The following is a 26,559-nucleotide window of genomic DNA, read 5'->3' on the forward strand; positions in this document are numbered from 1 at the left end:
CTACGCCCATCTCAACCGCGTCACCACCCGCTCTAGCGTGACCGCGGCGAGAAGAATGATAGAGGGGATCATGCTGCAGCCCTCAACGAGAGGCAGCTAAGCGTGAAGCCCGGTCCCATCGCCGTCAGGACGGTTCTCCTGGGTAGTCCGTGCGCAAGAAGCTTCTCGAGTACGAACAGCGCGGTTGGCGACGACATGTTCCCATAATCCGAGAGAACCTCACGTTCCTTGTCGAGGGTTCCCTGGCTCAGTTTGAGTGCCGCTTCCAAGGCGGTGATGACCTTGGATCCGCCGGGGTGGCACGCAAACCGGTCAACGTCGTCAGGAGTGAGATCTGATCGGGCGAGTATGGATGTTACGCCCTTCAGCACGTGAGTTTCGGCGAACGGCGGTATCGCACGGTCGAAGATCACGCCCAGACCTTCCGGATCGACGCTCCACCCCATGATGTCCAGCGTGTCGGGCCACGTATGCTGGCCTGCAAATTCGATCTCGGCCAGACCGGCCTCGCTGGCACGGACTACGCAGGCGGCGGCCCCGTCGCCGAAGAGGGCGGTCGCCACGATGTTCGCCTTCGTAAGCTTGTCCATGCGAAATGCCAATGTGCAGGTCTCGACCGCGACCACCAGCACGACCGAGCCTGGCCGGGATGCCGCCAGCCGTGACGCGATTGAAAGTCCGGAGACTCCGCCGGCACAGCCGAGGCCGAACACGGGCACCCGTTCGACGTCGTCCCGGAAACCCAGCTCTCTGCTTACCCTCGCTTCCAGACTGGGTGTCGCAATACCAGTCGAGGAGACCGTTACGATCGTGTCGACGTCGCCTGCTGTAAGGCCCGCCGACGCCAGAGCTTTGCTGGCGGCGGACATGAACATCGCACACGCGCCCTCGATATGAGCAAGGTTCCGTTCGGGCCATCCCGACGTCTCGAGATACCAATCGATCGGCCGGACGCCATAGCGGCGTTGAATCCCCGAGGTTTCGAACACCCTTGCCAGCTTTTCGAAATCGTCAAATCGTGATGAGAACGCGGTGTGCGACGCTCGCGCCGCGTCACGCTGCTCGATGACATGTGGCGGAACTGCGGTACCGACGGATACCAGCTTGACGGAATGCTGCATAAGACTCCTTGCGACGGCGCGGAAAGACTTTGGTGTGCCGCGCGAGGACGAGAACGAACCATAACGTCTTGATCCTGCAAAAGGTTGCAATGCCGGCGAGCCTGATGCCGCACTTCGTCGGAAGGCTCCGGAGACGACGATGCGCGAAGACGGCCTCCCGCGGCTTCGTGTCAGGCTTGATCCACGTCAATGCGCTCAACGCGTGTTGGCTCCGTAATTGTTTGATCAACAAGGAGACAGTGCGATGCTTGCTAGAGACATCATGACGACCCCCGTGACGACGCTCGACGAGGGACACAACATCAAGAAAGCCGTCGAGATCGTCAACGCCAGCAAGATCGGCGCGGTGCCCGTCGTCGATGGCGAAGGGCGGCTCACGGGCATCGTCACCGAGGGAGACCTGCTGCGCCGGGTGGCGTCGTCTTGGGCGAGACGGGCGGTACCGCATACGCGCGACCGCGAAGATGCACTGGCGGACTATGTGAAGGCCCGAAGCTGGCGCGTCAAGGACGTGATGTCGACGCCTGTCATCAGCGCCGCTCCGACCGCCACCGCGAGCCAGCTCGCCGAACTCCTGCAGGCCCACGACATCAAACACCTGCCCGTCGTCGAGAACGGCAGGCTCGCCGGAATGATCAGCCGTCGCGACTTGATGCGAGCGCTTCTCGATGTTCCACGGCAGTGCACCGCTTCCGGCGACGAGGCCCTCGGGATCGCGGTTCGTAGCCGCCTGAACGCCGAGCTTGAAATAACGCCCCCCATGGTCGCTGCGACCGTCTCCAACGGGGTGGTCACCCTGAAGGGAGAGGTCGAGACGGAGCTGGAACGCTCAGCGGCCAGGGTGGCGGCGGAAAGCGTCCGCGGCGTCGGCGGCGTGGTGAACAAGATCACCCTGGCTTCCGCATGGTGAGCCACCTCGAACGATGAAATCGTGCCTGGAGTTTCCGTCATGTTTGTCAGGGTCATCGCAGACGCCGTCATGTCGAGGCTTCTCCTCGTCATCCTGATCCTCATGGTCGGGACGGTCGTGGGCGTCCTGCTGGTGAAACCATCCGACGACTCTCGAAGCGGGCGCGTCGAGCGCTCTCTTTCTGACCCGTGAGTGCGCAATGAACATTTGGCGCTCCAGGACTGAATTGCTTGGCCGCTTCTCGCAAAGGACCGGAAGTGCGACGGATTCGATGCCCTCCGACCTGTTCGGTTTCATCTGGTTGATGGGAAGGCGTCATCAGGCGTTGATCGCCGGGTTGTCCCTGGTTCTGTTTGCTATCGGCGCGGCGCCTCTCGAACTCCAGCGTCGGATCGTCAACGAGGCGACCCAGCGAGCTTCGTACGGGTCGCTTCTCTTTCTCGTTTCGCTCTATCTCGCGGTGGCAGTGGTGGAGGGCGCCATTAAATTCACCCTCAATCTCTACAGAAGCTGGGTGGGTGAGAGGGGCACGCTCTGGCTGCGGGCGCGTGTTCTGCATCAGGCCGAGACGCCGCCATCAGAATCCATGCTCGAGGGCGTCGAACTGTCGATTGTTCTTGCGGAAGCCGAGCCGGTCGGCGGTTTCGTTGGAACCAGCATCTCCGAGCCGCTGCTGCAGGTCGGCATCCTTGTCACCGTCTGCAGCTACCTGATCTATCTCCAGCCGCTGATGATGCTGGCCGTCGCAGCGACCTTTGCCCCGCAGATTGCCTTCGTCCCAATGATGCAGGCCGCGATCAACCGCCGGGTCGAGGCGAAGGTCGCCATCATGCGCGACGTCAGCGAAGGCATGGTGCATGCGATCGAAGGTGGCCAGGGAGAGGATCCTCAAACTTCGCGCATCGGAGCGATCTTCTCCGCCAACATGGGGATCTGCCGATACAAGTACGCCATGAACTTTCTCATGAATCTCATGGCGCAATTGGGCTACGTTGGCATTTTCGTCCTGGGGGGATACTACGTTGTCACCGGCAAGACCGAGATAGGGACCGTGGTCGCATTTGTCTCGGGACTGGCGAAGATCGTCGACCCTTGGGGGGCTATCGTGGACTGGTATCGTGACCTCAGGGTAACCCAGGTGAAGTACCGACTAATCAGGGACGCCGCGAAGTTCGATGGCGGTGGCAACCACGAAATACGAAATATAAGTGCATTTTGAGATTCCGCGCTCCCGCGCTGAGCGACCACGCCTATTTTGAATGGCGCCTTGTTCGAGTGCGAGGCCGACGGCGCGACGCTCGAGGCTGTGAATGGTCCTGCGTTGACAGCGTCGTAAAGTAGAAGATCTTCACGGTCTCGAGAGCTGATACGTAGAACAAGGTGATACCCAAAAGCACTGCGAGAATTTCGAGGGGGATCGGAACGAACCCGAAAAGCCCGCCGATCGGGGTGTAGGGGATGGTCACTCCCGCGGAACCGACGGCAATCGCCGTGCCGAATAGCAGCGGACTGGGTCGGCTCCTCCAGATCGGACCAGGCGTTCTGATGACGAGCATAGTCGCCAACTGCGTCATTAGCGATTCCACGAACCACGCGGACCGGAACTCTTCCTGTCCGGCGGAAAACACTCCCAGGAGCACGACGAACGTCGCCAGATCGAAGAGAGAACTTAGCGGCCCGAACCAGAGCATGAACCTCTTGATGCGTGAGATGTCCCAACGCTGCGGACGCCGAAGGTCTGCCGAATCGACCTTGTCCGTGGCGATGGCCATCGCCGGCAGGTCCGACAGCAGATTGTTTAGCAGTATCTGCTTGGCAAGGAGCGGCAGGAACGGCAACACGAGCGACGCCGCTGCCATGCTGATCATGTTGCCGAAGTTAGCGCTCGTCGCAATCGATATGTACTTCATCGTATTGGTGAAGGTCCTACGCCCGTCGTCCACCCCTTTGGAAAGGACCGCGAGATCCTGCCGCATCAGGACGACGTCGGCGGCCTCTCGGGCGACGTCGGCCGCGCCGTCCACCGAAATCCCTACGTCCGCCTCGTGAAGGGCCGGCGCGTCGTTTATCCCGTCTCCCAGATATCCGACGACGTGTCCGGCCTTGCGAAGGGCCGCCACGATCCGTTCCTTCTGGTTTGGGTCGATCTCGACGAACAGGTCGGTTTCTCCCGCACGGCTGAACAGTGCGTCGTTGCTCATGCTGCCGACATCTTTCCCCGTGAGCATACGGGAACCATCGATGCCGATGGACGACGCGAGATGCCGGACGACATATCGGTTGTCTCCCGATATCACCTTGATCCGCACTCCTCGTTCGACGAGGCTTGCTACTACGGCTGAAATGTCGGCCTTCGGCGGATCTGAGAAGAGCAGAAAACCCTGCAGGCAAAGTCCGAATTCGTCTTCCCGCGACATCTTGGAAGTTGCTTCGGATATGGGCCGGGTGGCGACTGCGAGCGCGCGCATGCCTGCTTCTCCCCATTGCCGACAGACGTCGTCCAACTGTTTGCGGACATAGTCGTCCAATGCCAGCTCGCGACCCTCGGTCATGACGGTGGCGCAGACGTCGATCACGTTGGTGGTCGCTCCTTTGCAGATCAACAGCGGTGGCCCGTCCTTTCCACCGACGATTACGGATAGACGCTTGCGCGAGAAATCGTACGGGATCTCGGCAAGCTTGCGGGCTTCGGAAGAGATCTCTCCGGCCGCGATCGTGGCCGTCACGGCGTCGTCGAGAGGATTCTTCATTCCCGATTGAAGCGCTGAATTGAGAAGTGCCAGCCGTCTCACTTCAGGTGAGACGACGCCCTGCGCGTCGACACAACTGTCGAGGCGGATGACGCCCTCGGTCAGCGTGCCCGTCTTGTCCGTGCAGAGCACGTCCATGCTGCCAAGGTTCTCCATTGCATCAAGGCGGCGGACGATCACGCCAGACTTCGACATCGTCCGGGCGCCGCGCGCGAGCGTCACGCTGATGATCGCAGGCAGCAGTTCCGGCGTCAGGCCGACGGCAAGCGCGAGCGAGAAAAGCAGAGAGTCCACGATAGGTCTGTGAAGCAGGAGATTCGCCACCAGGACGACGACGACGATGCAGAGCATGATCCGCGTCATCAGAAATCCGAAATGCCGAACACCTCGCGCAAATTCAGTTTCCGGGATCTGACGCGCAACGGCGCTGGCGATCCGTGCGAATTCCGTGCGCGGGCCGGTCGCGATGGCAAGGGCAGTCGCTGTGCCGCTCCGAACCGAGGTTCCCGTGAACACGCAGTTGGAACGATCCGCAAGACCGGCGTCTTTGGTTGAGACGCCGGGCGCCTTCGCTACGGGAAAAGTCTCTCCGGTGAGCGTCGCTTCGCTGACGTTGAGATCCTGCGCGACGATGACGACTGCGTCGACGGGCACGAGGCTCCCGGCCGAGAGCAGGATCAGGTCGCCCGGTACGATGCCGATTGCGGCAACGACCTTGTCCGCGCCGTCGCGGCGGACCTTTGAAGTGAGAGAAATTCGCTGTCGCAGCGCCTCGATCGCTCGTTGCGCGCCATGTTCCTGCAGAAAGCCGAGAAAGCAGCTAGCGAGAATGATGATGCCGATGATGATGGCGTCGCGGACTTCGCCGACGCCACCCGCGACGAGCGCTGCGAACACCAGCACGAGCACGAGCGGGCTTTTGAACTGGCGCGCGAAGTCTGCCAGCATGCCTCCACGGCTTTCGTCGGAAAGAGAGTTCGGTCCGAACCGTCGCACGCGTTCTTCGGCTTCGGCGGTCGTCAGTCCGTCCTGCAGGGACGTGGCGAGGGCAGCGCCGAGCTCCGAGGGCGATCTCGTCCAGTATGTAGGGATCGCAACTTCTAAAGTGGACGAAGGTAGAGGAGAAGGAGGAACGGGGATATCCATGGCGAACTCCGTATGTAATTTCGCCGATTATCGTCTTCGCCAGGAGGACGTCATTGATGGTTGTCAAGTTTCGTATTTTGCGTCGAAGGGGCTTGGCTTGATCGATATCAACGTTCGCGCCGTTCGAACCCGGTAAGGTCCCGCCGCTCGATGGCAGCCGAAACCTTTGCCCGTTCTGGGTGCCCGTCGCAGTGTGATCGCGAGTGCCGCGTTGCTCGTGATCGACGTTGCGCTCATCGGTTAATCTCGCACTCACTACGTCAAAATCGACTTTGTCCTGGAGACGCGCATGAGCAGACTGCATTCGGAACATCACCTGGTCTCTCGCATCGGTTGGCTACGGGCTGCCGTCCTCGGCGCAAACGATGGAATCGTCTCGACGGCGAGCTTGATCATGGGCGTCGCTACCGCGTCCGCCGGACCCTCGCAGATCCTGGTAGCAGGCGTCGCTGGTCTGGTCGCGGGCGCGATGTCCATGGCGGCCGGCGAATACGTGTCGGTAAGCTCCCAAGCGGACACCGAGGAAGCCGATCTCGCGCGAGAACGGATCGAGTTGGAGACGCAACCCGAAGCTGAGTGCGAGGAGTTGACGGAGATCTACGTCAAACGCGGTCTCACCGACGAACTGGCCAGGCAAGTCGCGATCCAACTGACCGCAAATGATGCTCTCGACGCGCACTCGCGCGACGAACTCGGTATCGTCGAACACATGGCGGCCCGGCCGGTTGAGGCAGCTTTGACGTCAGCCCTCACGTTTGCGGTGGGGGCCGCATTGCCCCTGCTCATGGTCGTACTTTCGCCCGCCTCGTTGCTGATCTATACCGTTGCAACCGCGTCTTTGGCCTTCCTCGCGCTGCTGGGCGCTATCGGTGCGAAAGCGGGCGGCGCCAACGTCTGGAGGGCCACCACTCGCGTCACTTTCTGGGGCGCTTTCGCTATGGCATTGACGGCGGGGATCGGTGCGTTGGTTGGCACCGCAGTCTGACGAGTAACTTTCTGCCCCTTCCTGCACGCCCTGCTTGAGGACGCGGTGAGTTCTAGGATGTTGCGGTTCTGGTCGCAACGAAAGAGGAGCGGACGCAATTTCGACTCCTCAAGGCTCGGGGGCCGGAACTCATAATCGTCAGATCTCGGCCACCGCCTGGGCGAGCAACGAGCGGACCCTGCCTGCCAGACTGGCAAGCGTTTCGTTGTCGATCGCCTGCATGGATGCGACCGGATCGATGGCGCTCACCATGACATTGCCGCCATCGACCCCGCGCAGGATGACATTGCACGGGAGCATGGCCCCCACCTTCGGTTCCAGTTTCATGGCTTCGAACGCCATGCGCGGATTGCAGGCTCCGAGGATGAGGTAGTCGTCGATGTCGGCGTCGATCTTCTTTTTCATGGTTGCCTTGACATCGATCTCCGTTAGAACTCCGAAACCGTGCTTGGAGAGAGCGGATTTCGTCCTGCCGACCGCATCGTCGAAACTGGTCGCCCAGAGGGTCCTATCCAGCGTATAGGTCATGAGAAGTCTCCTTCGGGCTCCCATGCAACGGCCGGCAATGCCAGCGTCCAATCACATGTCTTGCATGAACGCCTGCATTTCTTCAGGTGTGACTTTGCCGTCATTGTTCGCGTCGACCGCGTCGAAGACGCGTTTGTGGATTGCGGTCAACTCTTCGAAAGAAACTGCACCGTCCCCCATCGCTATCGGCGATGGCAAACATGATCTTCACCATATGACCGCGCATTGGCCCCATCATGCGCATTCCTGGGTACATGCCAGATGGCATCATGTTGCGGCCCATCATGCCTGGCATCATTTCCGATCCGTCGGCCTCGGGTTTAGCCTCAGACTGGGCCGGGTCTGGACTTTTCGTCTGGGCGGAGGCGCTGCCCATGGCGCCGACGGCACCGAGCAAGGCCAGCATAGTGATCGTTGGCAGTCTGAACATGGACATCCTGACTCTCCTCTTTGAGTATTGTCCTCCACGAGTTGGAGCGCCCTTGAGGATACGATGCACACCGGTTTCAGACATTGCGCTGGATCAAACCACTTGTATGGTTCGAGTCGTCGAGGACGGACCGATCGCCTTCGCGCCGCGCCATGACTGCGACGCCAGCCACCTGCGTCATCGAGGAACGATCGCGGCTGAAGCGACACGGAGGATTGAGCCGGCTAAGGCGAGAACAAGGTGATTTCAGAGTGCGATCGTGCCTGGCTTGATCGATATCAACGTCCACGCCGTTCGAACCGGGTATTCTGACGCCATCAGCCAACGCCTGATCGTTTGTCCGCCCTCGTGATGATGCCCCGCTCGCGGTTCGAAACTTTCAGGAGATCGAGGATGGCTCCCCAGAAACAGATAGAACGAACCTGGTCGGAAACCGTTTTTGTCCAGGTGGGCATGAGCGTCCCTCAGGCTATCGGCGGAGCGAGCGAGGCGCTCGATTTTTTCGCCAACCGATGGAAGGGCTCGCGAAGAAAACTCGCATTCGCGAGAGAGATCTGCGCCGCGGCCGTAAGCGGGCATGTCTCGCAGGAGACCGCGCGTCAGGCTTTCATTCAGGCCGCTGACGAAGCCAAGATGTCCACCTGCGCGCCCCGTGGTTGTTCGTAGACCCCAGGACGAGATCAGCTCGGTCAAGTGAGCAACAAGTCCTTAACCCAGGTGCCTTCCATGGCTTCAGGTCCTACTCGGCCGCGACGCCGATCCAGGTCAATCGGCTCGCTTCCTGCCGGTTACCATCGCTCGGACAAGGTTTTCCCTGTGCTCGATGCTTGCCAGGAGGACGCCTGCAACGTGAAGACCGACGAGGCCAAGCGTCACATCGACCAGCAGTTCATGCGCCCTTTCCACCCATTCCATTCCCCAGTAGGTGTCCGTCGTCATCATGTACCCGGTTGCGGCAATGCCCGAGATCGCGACGAGCAGCGCGAACACCATCGCGCCTCCGGCCGGATTGTGGCCGATGTAGCGCTTGGCGCGCATGGCCAGGCTGTCACGCACGAAGCCGAGGGTCGTGACCGGATCGTAGATGAAATTGGAAAAGCGCGCGTGGTGACTGCCGACGAAGCCCCAGATGATTCGCACGAGCAGGAGGCCGACAATGGCGTAGCCCGACAGAATATGCGCCTGCTTCCACTCGTCACCGGTCAGATAGGAAAAGGCGAACAGACCCACCAGACCCCAGTGGAACACCCGCACCACCGGGTCCCAGACCCTGATCTTTGGCGGCGAGCAAGCGCCCGCCGCATCCATGTCCATCCTGCCCATGGTCATTCGCTTTCGTTGCCGACCACTGCGCCGGTCTCCGGGTTGAACAGCGTTTCGACCTTTTTGCCCTTCGCATCGACGGCGTAGACCTCGTAGCAACTGCCCTCCATTTTCACCCGGCGCACGTCGAGGCCCGCGGCTTTGGCCTTTTCCTTGATGCCGTCCTGGCTCAGCCACTTGTCCTTGGGAGCCTGGGTGCAATTCTGACCCTCTTCGGCGCGGGCAACGCCGATCGACGCGGTGGCGAGCAGGAGGGTTGCGAACATGATCTTCTTCATTGGTTTTTCTCCATCATCCCAGGAGCGGTTTTGCTCTCTGGTCGGCTTCGAACCTATGGGGCGCGACCTGACGGCGACCTGATCGCGATTGTCAGGTTATTGTCACCTTCGATAGGATATTCTCCGACGATGTACCCGCCCCGCACGCTCGCGTTCGTCTGCTTTGTCCTTCTGTGGCCGTCGCTTCCGGTATGGAGCGCACATGCCGACGATTTGCCTGCTCGTTCCCGCGAAGCGGATGACCTGCCGTCGCACGACGACCTGCCTAAACGAGTCCACGAAGGGAAGATTCTGCCTCTTGCCGTACTGAAGGCGAAAGTCCTCGCCAAGCTGCCCGGCGAGTTGATCGATGTCAGTGTCGATCGGCATGACGGTCGCATAATCTACGAGTTCCGGATTCTGAGGGGCGGCGGTCAGGTCACCGAGGTGGAAGTGGACGCCGCGTCAGGCAGGATCGCCGAAATCGAGAACGAATGATGCGCCTGTTGCTTGCCGAAGACGACCCGCTCATCGCCCGTGACGTGACCGCCCAGCTCACCAAGGCCGGTTTCAACGTCGTCCACGAATCCGATGGGGAAGCCACACTGTTCGCTGGCGAGCATGACGAGTTCGCCGCCGTCATCCTTGATCTGGGTCTGCCGAAGATCGACGGCCTAACGATCCTCAAAAAGTGGCGGTCGAACGGTCGTGACATGCCGGTGATCATCTTGACGGCGCGCGGCAACTGGGAGGAACGCGTCGAGGGCATCAATGCTGGCGCCGACGACTACCTTGGCAAGCCATTCCGCATTGCGGAGCTTCTCGCCAGGCTGCACGCAGTCCTGCGCAGGTACTCCGGGCACGCCAGCGCGGTCCTGTCGTCAGGTCCCGTTTCTATCGATCCCCGCCGACGCGCGGTCATGGTCGACGGAATGCCTGTCGACGTCACGCCAATGGAGTATAAATGTCTGTTGGTGCTGATGCAGAATCGAGGTCGCGCGATCTCCCAGCTCGAGCTTACCGAGCAGCTTTACACTCAGGACTTTGAACGGGAGAGCAATTCGGTGGAGGTCCTGATCGGACGGCTGAGAAAGAAGCTTGGAAGGGACGCGATCGTCACGCGCCGAGGCTTCGGATACCAGATAGCATCGGGCGAGGGGACATGAGGTCGCTTCACGGCCGTTTCATCATCACGTCGTTGATAGCTGTGTCGATATGCCTTGCTGCTGCATCCGTCGCTCTCGTCCAGATCTTTGCGGACAGCTACAGCAAGCGCGTGCAGAACGAGCTGACCGGACACATAAACCGTCTGGCGGCTGTGATCCGCTTCTTGCCCGGAGGCAGGCTGCAGGTGCCCGAGAACCCTCCGGACAATCGTTTCCTGATACCCTATGGGGGTCTCTACTGGCAGATCGACGATCCCGTGGGGAAGGCGGAGGTCCGATCGTCCTCGCTCTTCGACTATGTCCTGCCTCTGCCGGAGGAGTCGCATCCTGTCGGTATCATGCACCAATATCGTCTCTCCGGCCCGGAGGGGAAAGATGTCCTTGTTCAGGAACGCGTTCTGTCGTTGGCCGCGCCTGAGGGCAGGAGGCCCATTCGCATCGCGGTGGCGGTGAATGCCGACGAGGTCGACAGCGCTCGCCTTGGATTTGCTCTCGACATTCTGCCCTATGTCGCCGTTCTTGCTGCGCTACTCGTGTTGATGTCGATCGGTCAGCTTTGGATCGGATTGAGACCTCTCGACCGCATCGGTCGTGATCTTGAAGCCGTCCGCGACCGGAGGGCCAGCCGACTGGCGGGGGCCTATCCGCGCGAGGTCCAACCGCTCGTCAACCAACTGAACAAGCTGCTGCAAAGCCAGGCCGCCGCGATGGAGAAGGCCAGGAGTAGGGCCAGTGATCTCGCCCACGGACTGAAGACGCCTTTGACCGTTCTCACAAACAACGCGTACTCACTCAGGGAGAAGGGCGAGGCCGAGATCGCCGATGAACTCGACCATCTTGCCGAGACTATGCTTTCGCACGTCGAGCACGAGCTCGCCCGAGCCCGTATCACCCCGAGCCCTGATCAGCGAAGTGGCGATGCCGACGTCGAGAAGATCATCAGCGAGACCGTTCGAATGCTCCGACACACTGAGGCAGGTGAACGCCTCGCATGGGAAATAGACGTGGCCGAGGACTTCAGCGTTCCCGTCGATCCGTACGACTTCCGCGAACTTGCGGGCAACTTGCTTGAGAACGCCTGCAAGTGGGCCAGGAGCAGGATCCATGTCACCGCGATTCGACAAAATGGGCAGAGCCGTCTCACGATCGAGGACGACGGCCCAGGCGTCTTGCCAGAGAGATTGCCCGATCTTCCGCGCCGGGGTGTCCGTCTCGACCGTCTCAAACCCGGCTCTGGTCTAGGTCTTGCCATAGTGTCGGAGATTGCAGCGGTGTACGATCTGACGCTCACGTTGGAAAACCGTGTTGAAGGTGGCTTTCGTGCGGAAGTCGTCTTCCCTGACGTCATCGCCTCCCGAGCGCTCCATCCCAGAGTAGCGACGACGACATAACATCTTCGACGCGCGGCTATCCTTCATTAAACTGCGCCCGCAACTGTGGCGGCGTGCCGGACGCCTGCGTCGATACGGTCACGGTTGGTGTCTTGCTCCAGAGGAGGCCGGAACGAGCAGAGCCGAGGGGAAGCATTGAGTACCTCGGTTGACATCGATCACGGTGCGCTTCGATCTGTTGTTCCAGACGTGGTTCTTAGAAATGGATGACGACGCCGAGGATCGGACCCTGCTGGACGACGTCGAAGACAAAGCCGTCGTTGTCGTAGTCGACGCCGAGTGCGCGGTATCCCGCAACGGCCGAGATCGTGTCGGTGAACTTGTAGCCGAGCGCGAGCGCCACATCCCAGTCGAGATCCGCGCCGCCGGCACCGACGAGACCCCATCCTGTGAGATAGATCTCCGGCGTGAAGAAGTAATTGCCCCGGACGCCCACCAGACCGTCGACCCAGGTCGCGCTGTCATCTTGCTCGACGCCACCGAGGATCCCGCCATTGAAGGAGATGTTGGTGTCGACCGACCACACCCGGACGCCGCCGACGACATCGAGGTGTCCCGACTGGTCTTCCAGCACCGAGTAGCCGACCCCGAGAAGTCCCGCGAAGGTCTTTGAAGTGACGTCGACGCTGTCGGCGAGAATGCCAAGCGGCGTATTCGCGTCTGCGCCAAGCTTGGTGTAGATGATGTCGCCGAAGATGCTGAACCGGTCGTACCGTGCCTCACCCGCAGCCATGAAGGCGAAATCGAGGTTCTCCAGGATGTCGCCGAAATCGGAGTCGATATGAACCTCCGGCAATCCGAACTGTGCAATGTCTCCGGAAATCCCTGCCATCCAGAAATACGGCGCGACGGTGAAGGTCCAACCGCTCGGGCTCTCGACTACTTTTGCATCGGGTGTTAGCGGCGTAAGATCGGCCGCCCAGCCGGGCGAGGTGGCCACGAGACCCGCGCAAAGGACCGCAGCGCGTAGAAGAAATGCCGTCATGTAAGTCCCCCTGCTTTGTCGGTCTCCATCGCTGTCGCCGACGAATCAATCATAATCATCGATCTCCACCCAAGTCTGGCGCAAGACCCGCCTGCCGATAAGTATGTTACGGTAGCATCTGTCCCTCTCGGCATTGCCTGCGCTTGTCCTGCCGATGTCGGAGCTAAGGTCTGCAGCTCGGGGTTGGCCGTACCTCGTCGCAGTTTTTCAACGCTGCCGGCCGCGGTTTGGCGGTGCCCATCAGACCACTGACCTGGCCCGCATAGTTGTCCCGCGTGTTCTGATCGACCGCAGCGACGGGGGCGGCAAGGATCAGACCAGCAACGTTCCCGGCTGCCGCCGCCGTTCCGGTCGTCGCCACCAGAATCTGGTCGCCAAGTCCGACCCTGCTGTCGGTGAGCGTCTGACCCTCCGAGATGCGTGATCCGATGAGCTGAACGATCTGCGGCGATTCCGCGAATTTTCCGTGGTTCATTCGGTCGCCAGATTTGATCTTGGTGAGATCGATCACCACGATCTTGTTGGCCTCGAATTCCGCCTTGTAGGGCGCTTGCTCGGGATCGATGGCTCCTAGTCGGGACACGTCACCCCAGACCCGACGCGAGAAAGCCAGTGCACGGTCGTCACGGGATACGAAAGGTGAATTGCGGATGCTGTTTGCCCATGTCGCCGATCTGCTGGCGGAACACGTCGACATCGACGTCGGGAGCCGCGAGCATGACATTCTTGAACTTCACCGGAAGTCGGCCGTTACGAATGGCCATCTGGCGCAACGATTCCAACGCCAGCCAGTTCCCCATGGAATGAGCGAGGATGGACACCTCCTTCACCTGCGGATCCTTCGCGAGATACTGGAAGAGCGTCTCCAGAGCATTTCTTGTATAGTTCGTGCTCTCCCGATCATAGCCGTAGGCGAGAAGGCTGCCACGCGACGGCCAGGTCACCAGCACGGGAGCGCTGTGCACACCCGAGTCCTGGACGATCTGGGCGAAGCGGTAGACGGAGTCTTCGAACCGGTTGTTGAAACCATGGATGAACACCAGGACACTGTGGTCTGGGCTCTTGCGGACGCTCGCGCTCAGCCAGCGCTTGGCCTCATCGACATTGAGATCGTCGGCCTTCAAGGTCGCGAAATCAGTCGCCGGATTGGAGGGAAGCCTCTTTGGCCAGGCGACCTCTCCCTCCTTGCGGACCGTGTTCGGCGGGATCGACACGGTGATATCGGCGAAAGCCGGGGCCAGCGCCCGTTCTCCGTTGAACATCTCTCCTGGCACCGCGGACCTGCTGCGTGTCGTCGCGATCAGCAAGTTGACCTTGGTCGACTTCGGAGACGTGTCTGCAACGGGCGTCATGACGTCCTTCGGATGCCCGCCGCACCCAGACAGAGCGACGATCAATGCACACAGCAGAAGCCATTGAACATAGCCGGCAACGATCGATCCCATTCCCGCGTCGTTTTTGCTCCCCACAGATTTCCCTCATGCTGGCGTTTGTCGAATGCGCGTTCGTCGGGCCTGTTTTTTAGCAATTATAGACGCCGACGGCGCAGCGCCGGACCGAGCGGCGCGCAACTCCAGCGACACTCACAGGCGTCATCGGCCGGCCGACCCTGGCCTCTGCCGGCGTGAAGATGCCCAGTCCCGGAATCGCAAACCCGTTTCCGATTTCCAGGCCGGACATGCCGATCGCCGCAGCGAGCAGCAGGAGTTTGAGTTTTCTTGCGACGGTCATTTGGTGCCTCCCATGGCAAAGTGATCAGGAAGCTCATCAATATCGGCAAGCTTCGTCAGGTCGACTTTCTTTGCGTTCGTGGTGTTCTTGAACCCGAAGTCGTCGGCAACGACATCGATGCCTGTCTTCCAGTCACTGATTTGGATGCTGTATTGCGGGCCCTGATCCACCTGGCTTGCGGTAATGACATATCGACACGGATAGGGATGCTCGCCCTGAGCGATCCATATCTGCCAGTCGACTTCCTTGGTACGGAATGCAAGGTGGTCGCATTCGACGCCGCCAATCACACCGCTGCCGAGGTCCTTGACATCGACCACGTCGCGCATCAGTTCGTCATAGGCATCCGGGAGCAGAAGATCGGCACCCGGAACGGGTCTATGCAGCTTGTCCCGCAATTCATCGATTAGGTGATCGATGGTGCCCGGAACTTCTGCCTGGGCATAGAGGTTGGCGTCCTTGCCAAGCAGCGAAAGCGTCTTGCCGTCGAATGTGACTTCGACGTTGGCGAACCCACCAAACCGGGTAACCCGGAGTTTATCCGGCCGGCCCATTTCGATCTTGCCGGAACTTGCCAGCAGAATCTTCTGATGGTCGCCGGTGACGACCTCCAGGTTGGTGTCATACGAAAATGAGATCGCCTTTTCTGCGGCCATGTAGTCGGACATTGTTTTCACGAGCTTCTTGGCGTCTGCGTCTGCAGCGCTTGCAGCCGATCCAGATCCCACGATGATCATCAAGCCGAGTGCCGCGGAAGACACCGCCGCCGCGGCAGGGTGCAAGGTTCGCTGGAGTGCTTTGGTCATCGACGAATCCCTTCTAAATGGTTTGTCGGACGACTGAGGTCGCTAGCTGGCTCTCGAGTATCAAAGGAACGATTATCAGCGACCACAACCTACATGGTGACGACAGCGCGCGCGTGTAACATCGGGTATGTTCTGTGCCAGTTGTCCTGACCGTGGCGTTATCGTGGCTGAAGGACATTGGAACCGTCGATCGGCAGCGACATGGTCGCCTTCACCTCGTCCATCGCAGGAAGTCCGGCCGTTCGCAGATCGGCAATCATCCGCGCCCTGTCCGGTGGTTGGAAATTCCGCACCTTGAGCTCGGCCACGATGTTCGGAATGAAGTCGGGTCTCATTTCGTTGAACCGCGCGGCCTCGCTGCGGGCGTCCTCGACCATTCCTGCGTCGACATAGATGACGGCAGCCACCGCATGGAACAGCGGGAACTTCTGCAGGTCAGCCTGCCTGATCTCGATGACAGCGGTCTTGTCGTCGTGCAACATGTAGGCTGCGAGTGCGCGCGTTCCGCGATAGTAGCCGCCGCCGGCAGGGTTGAGAGCAATGGCGCGATCCAACAGTGCTGCCCCCCGCTGCCACTCCCCGCTCATCGCCAGCCGGGTACCAAACTCTCCTAGCAATTCGGTGTCGTTCGGATTGGTCGCCAGTGCCCGTTCGCCTATCTGAAGTGCCTCCGGAACCCGCTGGCTGAAAAACAACGTCGTCATCAGCGCCTGAAGGGCGCGGGTGTTACCGGGATCCAGTTGAACGGCGCGGCGGGCGGCCTGAAAGCTGCGATCTATCGGCGCGGATGAAATGGGCTTCCGGTTGAACCTGAAGCGATCCTCATCGAGATAGACGATGGACAACATCGCCCAGGCCGTCGCAAAGGATGGATAGCGGGCGACCGCACTTTCGAGGCAGTTACGAACCTCTCCGTGCCGCTCGATGCTCAACTCGGCACGGTAAGCATAAAAGCTCAGCGTACAGCCGTAGATGCCAAGATCATCAGGCGGCGGTTTGGAGACATCGGCCTGCGCCATGATGCCATAGGGCTGCGCCACGGCGCTCGCAACCTTGTTGGCGACGTCGGACTGAATGGTGAACAGGTCGCGGACGCCGATGTCGTCGTCGTAGGTCTGCGACCAGAGGATCGCATCGGTCTGCGTGTCGAGCAGACGTGCCGTCACACGCACTCGGCTTCCGGAGACGCGGACACCGCCTGCCAGCAGGAAGCGCGCACCAAGTTCCCCGCGAATCTGCGATGTCCCCACCTCTGGAGGCAAGGATCTGGACGTCTCGCGACCGAAAACCTTGATCTCCTTGAAGCGGGGAAGGGCAGCGAGAAGCTCCTCAGTCAGGCCCTTCGCGTAGAGTTGCGCCTGAGGACCGTCACCCAGATTGGCAAATGGAGCGATCACCAATGTCGGTCCATCGGTTCCGGTTATGTCGGCAGTCGCGAAGGGCCAGATGGAGCCAAATCGAATGGAGGTCAATCCAGCCAGGGCTACAGCGCCGCCCACGATCACGATCAATCCAAGGGCCACTGCCCACATATGCCGTCTTAAGCTGGTAAAAGGGTACTCGGCGCGCTCCAACGGCAAACTTTGGTCTTCAGCATCAGAATTGTCAGCACTCGAACAAGTCCAGGCAAAGGTCGGCACGTAACCGCCTTTCGGAATGTCTATTCGGATCGGATCGTGTCGACCTGCCGTAAGATAGTAGCGCTCAAGCACCTGCCTCAGCCTTCCGGCCTCGATCCGCACCACCGGATCATCCTGCGTGAAATCGTTGGGGCGCTTGAAGACTTCGACGGCGACAGAATACCCCTTGATCCGGGCTGCGCGGCCTGCAAGCGTCTCCTCCACGGCATAGGTAAGAAATGCGGCACTCCGACCGATATGCGGAAATTGCGGGCTGGTAACGATTTGATTAAGCTGAGCCCGAACATCATCGTGGGTCGGAGGTGGCCGCGTCGAATCCGGCGCGATATCGCGCCTTGATGGCAATGTATCCTGCACGACTTGCTCCTCACCCGCTCTTGAGGGACGTGACTACCGGAGATTTTATTAACTATCTCTTTTGTAACCTACCGCAGAAACTGATCCTCGTCCAACCGGAGAAGCGGACATTGCGTCGTCGTCGCCTCGTAGCAGCCCGCGACCCGAGGCGGCCAAAGCCGTAAATGACCACCCAAGGAAGCACGATGACACGATCTACTGCGCCCGCCGAATAGCGAGCAAGCCCCATAGGGAAGTCGCCGCGTGATAGAGGATCGCCGGCCACAGCAGGATGCCGACCATCTGCAGAACGAGGGCGGAATAGGTCAAGACGGCCATGGTCAGGAAATTGTAGAGCGTCACTCCGACGAGGAGCCCCAGTCTGCCTTGCCTGTCTTCGGCGCCACCCGCACCCCAGCTTGCTGCGGCAAGAGCGAGCAGCGCCGCGCCGCAGATCCGCCCAACCAGTGGTGCCTCCGAAGCGACCTGCTTTGTCTCAAACAGCAGAACGAAGAGGATCGACGGCGCCACGACAAGCCCCAGTCCCGTCGCACCTTCGGCGATAGCGAACAGAGTCAGAAGCATGCGTCGGTGCGCTGTGTTCATGGCGCAGAATCCCCGTGCCCAGGTCAGCGTCCACTTTCGGCATGTGTCGCCTTGGCGACGGGGCGCTCTGCGCTGGACCTCCTGCCTCAAGGTTGCGGCTGAAGTTCTATCTTCAAGTTGTTCAGCTTTCCGTCGAAAGCGAACGGTGCCTGATAGTCGTTATCGTCGACACCGGTTCCCGTGTCGGAGCCGACATCAAAGGTTTCACTCGCTTCGAGAGCAAAGGGAATGGTATGAGGGAAGGTCCCGCTTGCCGCCTGGGCTCCGTCGATGGTGATTGTCCCCGTCCCACCTTTGCCGAGGCCCGGCCCGTCGGACTTGAAGGAGAACACGAGATTGTGCTTTCCAGGCGTCAATGCCATTGCACCCTCCACCCTTGGCCTGGCGAGGTCCAACAGGTCATAGACAAAGATTGGCTTCCCGTTGAGCAGGTAGAAGCCCCATCCCCCGAAGCGCCCGCCCGCAGTCGCAAGCATGCCGTTGCCGCCGCCAGCGGGCACATCGATATCGGCCGTGATCGTGAAGGACTTGTTGAGTATGCTCGGTGCCGTCCCGAGGGGGACGCCGACGATCGGTTTCGTATAGATGAAGTCATTGCGTCCAGCGACGATGCTCGGTCGCGGGAGAATGAAGCGCGTCAAGGCCGAGGCATCCAACGGCAGGACCTGATACTTTGCGGCCTCGATCCAGAACAAATCCTGCAACTCCTTCAGCTTGCCGGGATTGGCGGCCGCCAGATCATTGTTTTGCGTCCAATCCTTGGACAGGTCGAACAACTCCCAGGTCACGCCGTTGACGATGTCTTTCGGGATCGGAGCCGTTCCGTTCCAAGGTTCCCGATAGGGCAATGTGGAGGCGATCCACCCATCGTGATAGATCGCGCGATTGCCGAACATCTCGAAATATTGGGTCGAATGTTTCGATGGCGCATCGGCGTTTGCCTTGTCGAAGGTGTCGGCCAGGCTCACGCCTTCGATCGGCGTCTGGGTGATACCATTGACCATCTCGGGCGCGCGGACGCCTGTCACTTCCAAGATCGTCGGGACGATGTCGATGACATGGTGGAACTGGTTGCGCACCCCACCCGGATCTTTGATGTGACCCGGCCATGCGATGGCCATGCCGTTGCGAATGCCGCCGAAATAGGAAGCGACCTGCTTGGTCCACTTGAAGGGCGTATCGAAAGCCCATGCCCAGCCGACTGAATAGTGCGGATAGGTCGCTGCCGACCCCCAGGCGTCGTAGAATTTGAGCTGGTCCTGGACGGGCACGTCGACGCCGTTGAAGAAAGTCATCTCGTTTGGCGTTCCAGCCGGGGAGCCTTCCGCGCTCGCGCCATTGTCGCCGCTGATAAAGATGATCAGCGTGTCATCGAGCTTGCCCATGTCCTCGACCGCTTTGACGACCCGGCCGATTTCGTTGTCGGTATAGGCGAGGTAGGCTCCGTAGACGTCGGCCTGGCGGATGAAAAGCTTCTTCTCATCAGCAGAAAGGCCGTCCCACGGCTTGATAAGCTTATCGGGCCAAGGCGTAAGTTGGGCATCCTGCGGAACAACGCCAAGTCTCTTCTGGTTGGCGAAGATTTGGTCGCGCAGCGCATTCCATCCCTTGTCGAAGAGATGCAAGTCGCTGATCTTTTTGATCCACTCGGGGGTCGGGTGATGAGGCGCATGCGTCCCGCCCGGTGCATAGTAGAGGAAGAATGGCTTCTTGGGATCGAGCTGGTTGAGTTGGTTGAGATAGTTGATGGCGTCGTCCGCCATATCAGTCGTCAGGTTGTAGGTTGGGTTATTCAGATAGGGATAGACACGCGTGGTATTGCGGTAGAGGTCCGGTTGCCACTGGTTGGTCTCGCCGCTGACAAAACCATAGAAATACTCAAATCCCATTCCGATGGGCCATTGATCGAAGGGACCCGCCTGACTAGTTTGGAAAGCTGGCGTGTTGTGGTTCTTGCCGAACCAAGATGTTGCATAACCATTCGCCTTGAGGATTGTGCCGATCGTGTCCTTGTCCGCGGTAATGACACTGTCGTAGCCCGGATAACCGGTCGACGCCTCGCTGATCACACCGAATCCCACTGAATGATGATTCCGGCCCGTGATCAGAGCGGCGCGTGTGGGGGAACACAGCGATGTCGTATGGAAGTTGGTGTAGCGCAGGCCTATGTTGGCAATCCGGTCGAGCGTTGGCGTCGGAATGACGCCACCGAAGGTGCTCGGGGCCGCAAATCCAACGTCATCGGTCAAGATCAGCAAGACGTTGGGCGCCCCCTTGGGCGGTACCACTTGCGGCTGCCAATATGGCGTCGACTGAAGCGCGTCGAGATTTGTCGTGCCGCCGAACTCGCCTGGTGGCGGCGGGATCTGTCGGCCGTCGATTGTGGTTGTCGCACTGGGCGCGCCGGCTGTTCCATTGATGACTTGCGCTGGCGCACTCGTCCCGCCGATGGAAAAAAGTGTAAGCGCCGTACCGCCTAAGAGGGCAGCCAAAGTCAGGATACTGCTTTTCATCTCGGTCCCCCGGCAATCGATCCCGCATGATGCTGACCGTTTTATTCGGGGAGGGTATGGCCAGTACCGCGCACGCGCCAGTAACATACAGTATGCACTGTCGATCCGCGTTCGCTCCTACAGTCACATTGCAGACTGAGTTGCGGACCCGCAATCGGCGGCTTCGTTCCGCCGAGGCGCCCTTTGGTTATCACGCGGCCCTCACGTGCGCTTGACGCAGCGAAATCCGACATGACTTGTCGACGTGTCCTCAGGCTCGGCATGTCTGGCGGCGGGACGATAGCGCCTGCAGTAGTTCGGCGCGCAGAGGTGGGATCCGCCCTTGAGCACGCGCCGGGGGATCCTGATGTCTGGCATCCCCGGATCATAGGCGGCGTCGGCGTCGCCTCCGCGGGGATTGATGGGGATGCAGCATGAATGGCTGGCAGGCTCGGGATGGCGTGCCGACCAGAAGTCAGAGGTCCATTCCCAGACGTTGCCGATCATGTCGTAGATGCCGTAGCCGTTTGATGGAAAGGATCCGACAGGGGACGTTCTATCTGCACCGGCGGGCTTGGTGCTCTGCGTAGGGAAGGTGCCCTGCCAGGTGTTGGCCATCAGCTTTCCTTCCGGGATCAACTCGTCGCCCCAGGCAAATTCGGCATCATCAAGGCCGCCGCGCGCCGCCAGTTCCCACTCGGCCTCGGTCGGCAGATCTTTTCCCGCCCAAGCCGCATAAGCCTTGGCGTCGCTATAGGCGATATGAACGACGGGATGATCGAGCTTGCCGCGGATGTCCGTGCGACCACCGTAGGGGTGTCGCCAGTCCGCTCCGAACTTGAACGACCACCACTGCGTAATGTCGGGACCGACGACGGTTTTCGGCGGCGTGAACACCAGCGATCCGGCTCGCAGCATTTTGGAGAGCGCTCCAGCATAGTCCTCGGCACGGGGCGCCCTTTCGGCGACGGTCACATGTCCGGTGGCTTTGACGAATGAGGCGAACTGGCGGTTGGTGACGGGGGTGGCGTCGATCCAGAAGCCGTCGACCGTCACCGGATGGGCAGGAGCCTCCTCCACATAATGCTTGTCCGAACCCATGGTGAAGGTATGGCCGGCCACCCAGACTAGGCCCTGAAATCCCGCGTCGTCCACCGCGCGCCGGTCAGGTATCATTTTCGTCACCCTCGCTAGCGTATCGCCGTTTCATATAACGATGCGTGCCGCTGATCTCCGATCAGGATAACTACCCCCCACAGCCGCGTTCTTGAAGTAGGTTACAGTAAGATACGACCGCGGAATTCGATCGAGCCAGGTAGAAGTTGCGGCGATGATATCGCGTCGACACTGATGTCGCCTGCCACGCCATTGCTGTTCTGAACGGCTTTCGCCCGGATATTTGTTCCTGGCTAAACGCGGATCCGTCAGTAGGCTACGGTAACCTGCTTGCTCTCCTTATGTTTGCCGTAGCTTATATACGCGCCGAGGCAAGCCGACAGTCCCTAGTGTTTTCAACGCGGCATGCAAGCCCGATCTATCGCGATCTTCACGAGATGACCCTTCAGGAACTGCTTGGGATGCAATCACGCATCGCCATAGCAGGTGCGGAATCGGAGTCGCCTGAGGCGGATTTGAGGTTCTTCGGTCATCCGGACATGTGTGGAAGTCCAGCTTTCATTCAGGCAATGACCGAAGTCTGGGAGGAGATTGTGGGGCTACTTCCTCTAAGATCACTCGTAAAAAAGTCCCGTCCGCTGCGCCCTCGTAAAAAATCCATCGGTCCAGATCGCAATCTAGACCGATGGATTCTGTGTCATAAAAGTGGCGCTATGTCATAACGCTTGTCGCGCCAGAGTGTGCCGCGCCACTAGGTTTGTCATTTGATGATGCTAATAAAACTGTGGAATCAACAGGCCTATTCTGCGCTCGCGCCACCGGGAATGTCATTGCGCCAAGCAATGTGTCATTGCAGGTAGGCGTGGCATGACGGGAGCTACGGATCCCTGCGTTCAGTCGTATTCCTCTGGCCATATTCAAGTGTGCCAACTCGTGTGCCCGTGACGGCAGTAGTTGCGGGGATCTGAGAATCACCTCAGGTTGCGTAGTCGCAATCGGTATCGGGGGGATTTCGATCAATGGGCAGCAGGACATCGGGCCGTCTTACGGACTACAGTGGCGTGAAGAGTTCGAACGGCACCGGAGGCACCAGCGGAGTTGATCGCTGCGGGCAGTCCTTCGATTGTTCGCTGGAAGACGTGGCGCAGTGCGACTACTTCACAATGCATGGTACTGTCCCGCCTGTGGGAACCGAGTTGACACTCGTGCTTGAGCGCAGGATCTTTGCTGTCGCTCCCGACGGCCTGAAAGTGGGCGCGCTTCCGACGGCGTACAACTACATCGCTGGGTGCATCAAGGCGGGCCATTCATACGTCGGCGCCGTCACCGCGTCGGGCTCAACCCCGATGCCCTTCGTGTCAGCCGTGTTCACACCGAAATGAGCGCGAGCAGCGCTACTCCAATCCTTGTCGTCGGCGAGATCATCGTCGATTTCACGGTCGCCAGACCCGGTGCCGAGTGCAAGCTCAGACTTGGCGGGATCGTGCACGCTGCGCGGGGATTGTGGGCGTGCGGAATATCCTATTCCATCGCCGCTGTTTGCCCAGGATACATCGTTGATCAAGCTCAGCGGTTTCTTGCTGCTCATGGATGCCAGGAATTCGTCTTGCTGGGCGAAGTGAAGGGCAGTCCAAACGTCACGGTAATCGGTGATGCGACCGAGGTCTCCGACCAGGGATATGAAGATCTCCTTCGCGAGGAAAAGTCTGTCGAGTTCCTGGGGGTGGGGGACGTGCTCAAGTCGTTCTCGGAGGTCTTGATTTTTCCTGGGAAGTTCGACCTTTCCGAGATCACGAGGTTCCTTTCCGCGACCGCGCGCGTAAGCTTCGACGTGGCCTACGACACCGAAGAGTTCTCGTCGATCGAGTGCTTTGCGGGTCGGGTAGGAGCGGTTGCCATCTCGACGTCGTCGCCGCTTTTCGCCCGCGTTGGTGCGGTCGATATCGACCCAATGATCGAAGCCGCCACCACGCTGGGCGCAGAGGCCTTTCTATTAAAGGAAAACCGCGGCGGCAGCCGCCTCTTCGACCTGCGCACGCATGAAGTTGAGAGCGTGCCCGCGATCCTGTCCGCCACCGTGAACTCCGTCGGTGTCGGGGATGTCTACTCGGCCGTGATGGTCGGGTTTCGGCAACGGGGCTGGAGGGAAGCGGCTTGGCGGGGCGCGAGGGCGGCGACCTCGTATGCGGTCACAACGTATCCCGACGATTTCCGAGAGGACGTGCGGCGTGAACTCGCCCTATCGCTCGAGGAGATGCGGGGCTTGGGTGGAACCATGCTTCCATGGCATGCCCGACCCAGCTTCGATATCTATCTTGCGGCACCGGATTTCTCCTACGTGGACAAGCCGGAGGTGGATCGTGCCGTCGAAGCCCTGCAGTACCATAACTTCACCGTTCGTCGTCCAATCGAGGAGAACGGCGAGCTCCCACGTGGAAGTTCGCCATCCGTGTTGCGGGCAATGTTCGCGAAGGACATCGCGCTGCTTGAAGATTGCAGGGTGATCTTTGCTGTTCCTTTGGAACGTGATCCCGGAACCTTGGTCGAGATGGGGATCGCGATGGCAAGCAAAAAACCGGTCATCACATTCGATCCCAGACGGGAGAACAACAATACGATGGTGGCCGGCGGCAGCGCGGCCTACTCTGATGATCTGGATATTTGCATCAATGGGTTGTTCATCGAAATATCGAAACTCTGGATGGCTTCACGATGAAGAAGGTCATTTTGCTGGCATCGGGCGGGTTGGACTCAACGACCGTCGCATACTCGCTGTCGAACGAGAACATCGACGTGCATCCGGTCTTCTTCGACTACGGGCAGCATTGCGTGGAAATGGAGTGGAGCCGTGTCAACGAGGTCCTTCCGTCTGCCGTCCGCACTCCGGAACGCTTTGACATTTCGGACATCTTCCGGGGATCACCTTCACGTCTCATAGAGGAGGCTGATCTCTGGGAGGAGGAGGTGAGCGACGTGGACCTGTATGTCCCCTACAGGACGATGCTGTTCTTCGCCGCGGCCGCGGCGAGGGCGCAGACGATGGGTATCCTTGAGGTCTACACCGGATTCATCAACAGCAATCACGCCAAGGAAATCGACTGCACCTCGGAGTTCATGAACGGCCTGGACAATCTGATCGACAACATCGGTCCGGTCCGCTTCACGTCGCCCTTCCGTTTTTCAACGAAGACTGAGGTTGTGCGCGAGGCGGTTCGACTGGGCGTTCCGATCGGAAGGACCTATTCCTGCCAGGCGGCCAGCACGTTTCCTTGTGGCGCTTGTCCCAATTGTGTTGATCGCCTCGATGCGCTAGAGGACGCCGGTCTCAATGCAAGGGTTGGATAGGATGCAGTCAACGACCGTGCAAATGCTGCTTGCGGCACGTCTTGTCGCCGACTACGCCAGAGAACTGGGCGCTGACACCGAGAGACAGGAGACGCGACCAGTCTACGACCACATGGGCGCTCTCCTGGCGGACTCTGTCCTGCAAGCTGGCTTGAACTACAACTCCGTCGTCCGACCGAGAGTAGAAGCGATCCTCGCGCAGTTCCCGGAGTGTGACAGGACAAGCGAGCTTCTCCCGGTTGTGATCGATGGGCAGGCCGCGACTTTTCTCAACTGGACACATTCGGAAAAGATCGGACGCTTCGAGGCGCTGGTCAGGTTCTTGGACTGCAACGCCATCGAGACGGTATCGGATCTCGGAGAAGAGCTGAATCAGCCTCGGTTCGTCGAGCTCCTTCGGGAGGTGCGAGGCATCGGCCCCAAGACAGTCGACTACATGGGTTGCCTTGTCGGGTTGGATTCCGTTGCCGTCGATAGGCACGTCAGAACCTTTGCAAGGAGGGTAGGGGTCATCAACGAGGACTACGATTTTCTCAAGTCCGTATTCTGCTGCGCTGCCGACCTCCTATCGCTTTCGCGCCGCCAGTTCGATGCCTGGGTATGGCGCCGGGAATCGTCACTCTCGAGTCATCAAATCGAGTTCTCCTTCTAGCTGGCGGAGCCGACGGTTTCGATCCGACTCCACTCGGGTACGGCCTCTCTCAGGGCCAGCTCTGCCTCCGCCCTGAGGTAAAGTACCTCCCTTAGTTCTTCACGAGGAAAGACCCGTTCCAATCCTGCTGCCGTGCAAATGTGCCTCACGGCAGCAGAGTGAAGTCCCGAGCGGTGACAACATTCTGCAAGACTGACGTAGCGCCTGCGGAACGCGTCGACCACCATCGGCGCGACCACTCTCTGAGGAATATTCGTCGTGGCATTCCGAACGGTTTCGACCTCGATCAGACCTCTGGCGATGAACTTGTAGATCGAGTTCGGGGAGACTTGGAGACGATCGCTGACTTCTGTCACCGTGAGGTGATCGTGCTCTAGTTCCGCCGGCCTCGCTGGCATAAGCGCTGTCTCGACCTCGTCTATGGCGAACATCAACGACATGATCCCTGACTGGGAGCTGTCGATCCCGACGGACTTCAGCTCGCCCCGGATGAGGACGTGGAGAATGGAGATTAGTGTCGCACGCAGCGAACGGCTGACGGCCTTGATGGACATGAGACCGTCACTGTCTGTGATGTTCGCCTTCGCGAGCAGCGAGTCTCGGAATTCATGTAGAGCACGGCGGGAATATCTCTCCGACATTTCGGCCTCCTCATCCTTGGGGACAGCGGCTGACAGGAGCCCACTGTCGACGAGAAGGTTGAATGCGGTGATGGTGACGCCGATGATCTTCGCGGCCTCGGTGGCTCGAACAAGGTCGTTCAGAAAGTTCACTAGCCCGCATCTCTCACAGCGCCTGTGGCTTTGGTTGACGTTGGGCTGTTGGCGGCGGTCGGGGCCGGGC

Annotated in this window: 25 protein-coding genes and 2 pseudogenes; 11 read left to right on the plus strand and 16 right to left on the minus strand. The window is 59.9% G+C overall.

The window, feature by feature from the left end:
- Positions 1–68: 68 nt before the first annotated feature.
- Positions 69–1,121: a type III polyketide synthase gene (locus OS035_RS28750; RefSeq protein WP_183853855.1), complete on the minus strand. Its 1,053-nt coding sequence runs from the start codon at positions 1,119–1,121 to the stop codon at positions 69–71.
- A gap of 244 nt (positions 1,122–1,365) precedes the next feature.
- Between OS035_RS28750 and OS035_RS28755 the strand changes: the two genes are divergently transcribed.
- The 3 genes from OS035_RS28755 to OS035_RS28765 are packed head-to-tail and all read left to right on the plus strand — an operon-like array spanning position 1,366 to position 3,250.
- Entirely contained in the window at positions 1,366–2,031 is a 666-nt protein-coding gene (locus OS035_RS28755) for a CBS domain-containing protein (protein ID WP_331814363.1), read from the plus strand.
- Between the two features lie 39 nt (positions 2,032–2,070).
- Entirely contained in the window at positions 2,071–2,223 is a 153-nt protein-coding gene (locus OS035_RS28760) for a hypothetical protein (protein WP_018073256.1), read from the plus strand.
- Between the two features lie 7 nt (positions 2,224–2,230).
- Complete coding sequence (locus OS035_RS28765) at positions 2,231–3,250, plus strand: ABC transporter ATP-binding protein (protein WP_375166049.1); 1,020 nt, start codon at positions 2,231–2,233, stop codon at positions 3,248–3,250.
- 31 nt (positions 3,251–3,281) lie between these two features.
- Here OS035_RS28765 and mgtA read toward each other — a convergent pair whose 3' ends face one another.
- Positions 3,282–5,927, minus strand: a complete 2,646-nt coding sequence (gene mgtA, locus OS035_RS28770) for a magnesium-translocating P-type ATPase (protein WP_331814366.1) — start codon at positions 5,925–5,927, stop codon at positions 3,282–3,284.
- A 289-nt stretch (positions 5,928–6,216) separates the two neighbouring features.
- Here mgtA and OS035_RS28775 point away from each other — a divergent pair, with 289 nt between their 5' ends.
- Positions 6,217–6,912 carry a VIT1/CCC1 transporter family protein gene (locus OS035_RS28775; protein WP_097625204.1) on the plus strand — a complete coding sequence of 232 codons (696 nt, stop codon included), beginning with the start codon at positions 6,217–6,219 and terminating at the stop codon, positions 6,910–6,912.
- 138 nt (positions 6,913–7,050) lie between these two features.
- On the opposite strand, the gene OS035_RS28780 is transcribed toward OS035_RS28775, so the two are convergent.
- Positions 7,051–7,440 (minus strand): DUF302 domain-containing protein, encoded by a 390-nt coding sequence (locus tag OS035_RS28780; RefSeq protein ID WP_097625205.1) that lies wholly within the window; start codon positions 7,438–7,440, stop codon positions 7,051–7,053.
- A 51-nt stretch (positions 7,441–7,491) separates the two neighbouring features.
- Positions 7,492–7,876 (minus strand): annotated as a pseudogene (locus OS035_RS28785) (EF-hand domain-containing protein).
- A gap of 387 nt (positions 7,877–8,263) precedes the next feature.
- Here OS035_RS28785 and OS035_RS28790 point away from each other — a divergent pair.
- Complete coding sequence (locus OS035_RS28790; protein WP_097625207.1) at positions 8,264–8,536, plus strand: DUF982 domain-containing protein; 273 nt, start codon at positions 8,264–8,266, stop codon at positions 8,534–8,536.
- A 99-nt stretch (positions 8,537–8,635) separates the two neighbouring features.
- Here the strand turns inward: OS035_RS28790 and OS035_RS28795 are convergent, their stop codons facing one another.
- Both OS035_RS28795 and OS035_RS28800 read right to left on the minus strand, forming a co-directional pair.
- The gene (locus OS035_RS28795) at positions 8,636–9,199 is read right to left on the minus strand and encodes a cytochrome b/b6 domain-containing protein (RefSeq protein WP_097625208.1); all 564 of its coding nucleotides are present in this window, start codon (positions 9,197–9,199) and stop codon (positions 8,636–8,638) included.
- Entirely contained in the window at positions 9,196–9,471 is a 276-nt protein-coding gene (locus OS035_RS28800; protein ID WP_183777769.1) for a PepSY domain-containing protein, read from the minus strand. The genes OS035_RS28795 and OS035_RS28800 overlap by 4 nt, the downstream gene beginning before the upstream one ends.
- Before the next feature lie 129 nt (positions 9,472–9,600).
- Between OS035_RS28800 and OS035_RS28805 the strand changes: the two genes are divergently transcribed.
- Genes OS035_RS28805 through OS035_RS28815 form a run of 3 tightly spaced genes read left to right on the plus strand, consistent with a single transcriptional unit; the run spans position 9,601 to position 12,007 of the window.
- The gene (locus OS035_RS28805) at positions 9,601–9,948 is read left to right on the plus strand and encodes a PepSY domain-containing protein (RefSeq protein WP_097625210.1); all 348 of its coding nucleotides are present in this window, start codon (positions 9,601–9,603) and stop codon (positions 9,946–9,948) included.
- Positions 9,945–10,616: a response regulator transcription factor gene (locus tag OS035_RS28810; protein ID WP_097625211.1), complete on the plus strand. Its 672-nt coding sequence runs from the start codon at positions 9,945–9,947 to the stop codon at positions 10,614–10,616. Before OS035_RS28805 ends, OS035_RS28810 begins: the two co-directional genes overlap by 4 nt.
- Positions 10,613–12,007 (plus strand): sensor histidine kinase, encoded by a 1,395-nt coding sequence (locus tag OS035_RS28815; protein WP_097625212.1) that lies wholly within the window; start codon positions 10,613–10,615, stop codon positions 12,005–12,007. Before OS035_RS28810 ends, OS035_RS28815 begins: the two co-directional genes overlap by 4 nt.
- A gap of 196 nt (positions 12,008–12,203) precedes the next feature.
- On the opposite strand, the gene OS035_RS28820 is transcribed toward OS035_RS28815, so the two are convergent.
- The 9 genes and pseudogenes from OS035_RS28820 to OS035_RS28860 form a co-directional block, all read right to left on the minus strand.
- Positions 12,204–12,992 (minus strand): hypothetical protein, encoded by a 789-nt coding sequence (locus tag OS035_RS28820; RefSeq protein ID WP_097625213.1) that lies wholly within the window; start codon positions 12,990–12,992, stop codon positions 12,204–12,206.
- A 163-nt stretch (positions 12,993–13,155) separates the two neighbouring features.
- Positions 13,156–14,437: pseudogene (locus OS035_RS28825) on the minus strand (alpha/beta hydrolase).
- Positions 14,438–14,513: 76 nt separating this feature from the next.
- Complete coding sequence (locus OS035_RS28830) at positions 14,514–14,723, minus strand: hypothetical protein (RefSeq protein ID WP_331814369.1); 210 nt, start codon at positions 14,721–14,723, stop codon at positions 14,514–14,516.
- The gene (locus tag OS035_RS28835) at positions 14,720–15,529 is read right to left on the minus strand and encodes a DUF2092 domain-containing protein (protein ID WP_331814371.1); all 810 of its coding nucleotides are present in this window, start codon (positions 15,527–15,529) and stop codon (positions 14,720–14,722) included. The genes OS035_RS28830 and OS035_RS28835 overlap by 4 nt, the downstream gene beginning before the upstream one ends.
- A gap of 158 nt (positions 15,530–15,687) precedes the next feature.
- Positions 15,688–17,526, minus strand: a complete 1,839-nt coding sequence (locus OS035_RS28840; RefSeq protein WP_331814373.1) for an adenylate cyclase — start codon at positions 17,524–17,526, stop codon at positions 15,688–15,690.
- Positions 17,527–17,721: 195 nt separating this feature from the next.
- Positions 17,722–18,111 carry a hypothetical protein gene (locus tag OS035_RS28845; protein ID WP_097625218.1) on the minus strand — a complete coding sequence of 130 codons (390 nt, stop codon included), beginning with the start codon at positions 18,109–18,111 and terminating at the stop codon, positions 17,722–17,724.
- 86 nt (positions 18,112–18,197) lie between these two features.
- Positions 18,198–20,624 carry an arylsulfatase gene (locus OS035_RS28850; protein ID WP_097625219.1) on the minus strand — a complete coding sequence of 809 codons (2,427 nt, stop codon included), beginning with the start codon at positions 20,622–20,624 and terminating at the stop codon, positions 18,198–18,200.
- Between the two features lie 201 nt (positions 20,625–20,825).
- Complete coding sequence (locus OS035_RS28855) at positions 20,826–21,779, minus strand: formylglycine-generating enzyme family protein (RefSeq protein WP_331814375.1); 954 nt, start codon at positions 21,777–21,779, stop codon at positions 20,826–20,828.
- 1,216 nt (positions 21,780–22,995) lie between these two features.
- On the minus strand, positions 22,996–23,307 hold the full coding sequence (locus tag OS035_RS28860) for a hypothetical protein (RefSeq protein WP_331814377.1): 312 nt from the start codon (positions 23,305–23,307) through the stop codon (positions 22,996–22,998).
- Between the two features lie 18 nt (positions 23,308–23,325).
- Here OS035_RS28860 and OS035_RS28865 point away from each other — a divergent pair, with 18 nt between their 5' ends.
- Genes OS035_RS28865 through OS035_RS28875 form a run of 3 tightly spaced genes read left to right on the plus strand, consistent with a single transcriptional unit; the run spans position 23,326 to position 25,716 of the window.
- Positions 23,326–24,435, plus strand: coding sequence for a nucleoside 2-deoxyribosyltransferase (locus tag OS035_RS28865; RefSeq protein ID WP_331814379.1), 1,110 nt, complete (start codon positions 23,326–23,328; stop codon positions 24,433–24,435).
- Positions 24,432–25,064, plus strand: a complete 633-nt coding sequence (locus tag OS035_RS28870) for a 7-cyano-7-deazaguanine synthase (protein ID WP_331814381.1) — start codon at positions 24,432–24,434, stop codon at positions 25,062–25,064. Before OS035_RS28865 ends, OS035_RS28870 begins: the two co-directional genes overlap by 4 nt.
- 1 nt (position 25,065) lies before the next feature.
- Entirely contained in the window at positions 25,066–25,716 is a 651-nt protein-coding gene (locus tag OS035_RS28875; protein ID WP_331814383.1) for a hypothetical protein, read from the plus strand.
- On the opposite strand, the gene OS035_RS28880 is transcribed toward OS035_RS28875, so the two are convergent.
- Positions 25,713–26,559: hypothetical protein (locus OS035_RS28880; protein ID WP_331814385.1), on the minus strand; the 847-nt coding region annotated here is incomplete at its 5' end. The two genes, OS035_RS28875 and OS035_RS28880, sit on opposite strands and share 4 nt — an antisense overlap.

Source organism: Rhizobium sp. 268 (assembly GCF_036571585.1).
GTDB lineage: Bacteria > Pseudomonadota > Alphaproteobacteria > Rhizobiales > Rhizobiaceae > Rhizobium > Rhizobium redzepovicii.

What these genes read in the sequence shown, in the direction of transcription:
- OS035_RS28850 (WP_097625219.1), bottom strand. Translation starts at nt 20,624, where the DNA reads ATGAAAAGCAGTATCCTGACTTTGGCTGCCCTCTTAGGCGGTACGGCG.
- OS035_RS28750 (WP_183853855.1), bottom strand. Translation starts at nt 1,121, where the DNA reads ATGCAGCATTCCGTCAAGCTGGTATCCGTCGGTACCGCAGTTCCGCCA.
- OS035_RS28860 (WP_331814377.1), bottom strand. Translation starts at nt 23,307, where the DNA reads ATGAGCAGCAAGAAACCGCTGAGCTTGATCAACGATGTATCCTGGGCA.
- OS035_RS28815 (WP_097625212.1), top strand. Translation starts at nt 10,613, where the DNA reads ATGAGGTCGCTTCACGGCCGTTTCATCATCACGTCGTTGATAGCTGTG.
- OS035_RS28810 (WP_097625211.1), top strand. Translation starts at nt 9,945, where the DNA reads ATGATGCGCCTGTTGCTTGCCGAAGACGACCCGCTCATCGCCCGTGAC.
- OS035_RS28760 (WP_018073256.1), top strand. Translation starts at nt 2,071, where the DNA reads ATGTTTGTCAGGGTCATCGCAGACGCCGTCATGTCGAGGCTTCTCCTC.
- OS035_RS28780 (WP_097625205.1), bottom strand. Translation starts at nt 7,440, where the DNA reads ATGACCTATACGCTGGATAGGACCCTCTGGGCGACCAGTTTCGACGAT.
- OS035_RS28755 (WP_331814363.1), top strand. Translation starts at nt 1,366, where the DNA reads ATGCTTGCTAGAGACATCATGACGACCCCCGTGACGACGCTCGACGAG.
- OS035_RS28790 (WP_097625207.1), top strand. Translation starts at nt 8,264, where the DNA reads ATGGCTCCCCAGAAACAGATAGAACGAACCTGGTCGGAAACCGTTTTT.
- mgtA (WP_331814366.1), bottom strand. Translation starts at nt 5,927, where the DNA reads ATGGATATCCCCGTTCCTCCTTCTCCTCTACCTTCGTCCACTTTAGAA.
- OS035_RS28795 (WP_097625208.1), bottom strand. Translation starts at nt 9,199, where the DNA reads ATGACCATGGGCAGGATGGACATGGATGCGGCGGGCGCTTGCTCGCCG.
- OS035_RS28820 (WP_097625213.1), bottom strand. Translation starts at nt 12,992, where the DNA reads ATGACGGCATTTCTTCTACGCGCTGCGGTCCTTTGCGCGGGTCTCGTG.
- OS035_RS28845 (WP_097625218.1), bottom strand. Translation starts at nt 18,111, where the DNA reads ATGAACACAGCGCACCGACGCATGCTTCTGACTCTGTTCGCTATCGCC.
- OS035_RS28875 (WP_331814383.1), top strand. Translation starts at nt 25,066, where the DNA reads ATGCAGTCAACGACCGTGCAAATGCTGCTTGCGGCACGTCTTGTCGCC.
- OS035_RS28870 (WP_331814381.1), top strand. Translation starts at nt 24,432, where the DNA reads ATGAAGAAGGTCATTTTGCTGGCATCGGGCGGGTTGGACTCAACGACC.
- OS035_RS28855 (WP_331814375.1), bottom strand. Translation starts at nt 21,779, where the DNA reads ATGATACCTGACCGGCGCGCGGTGGACGACGCGGGATTTCAGGGCCTA.
- OS035_RS28805 (WP_097625210.1), top strand. Translation starts at nt 9,601, where the DNA reads ATGTACCCGCCCCGCACGCTCGCGTTCGTCTGCTTTGTCCTTCTGTGG.
- OS035_RS28835 (WP_331814371.1), bottom strand. Translation starts at nt 15,529, where the DNA reads ATGACCAAAGCACTCCAGCGAACCTTGCACCCTGCCGCGGCGGCGGTG.
- OS035_RS28765 (WP_375166049.1), top strand. Translation starts at nt 2,231, where the DNA reads ATGAACATTTGGCGCTCCAGGACTGAATTGCTTGGCCGCTTCTCGCAA.
- OS035_RS28775 (WP_097625204.1), top strand. Translation starts at nt 6,217, where the DNA reads ATGAGCAGACTGCATTCGGAACATCACCTGGTCTCTCGCATCGGTTGG.
- OS035_RS28830 (WP_331814369.1), bottom strand. Translation starts at nt 14,723, where the DNA reads ATGACCGTCGCAAGAAAACTCAAACTCCTGCTGCTCGCTGCGGCGATC.
- OS035_RS28800 (WP_183777769.1), bottom strand. Translation starts at nt 9,471, where the DNA reads ATGAAGAAGATCATGTTCGCAACCCTCCTGCTCGCCACCGCGTCGATC.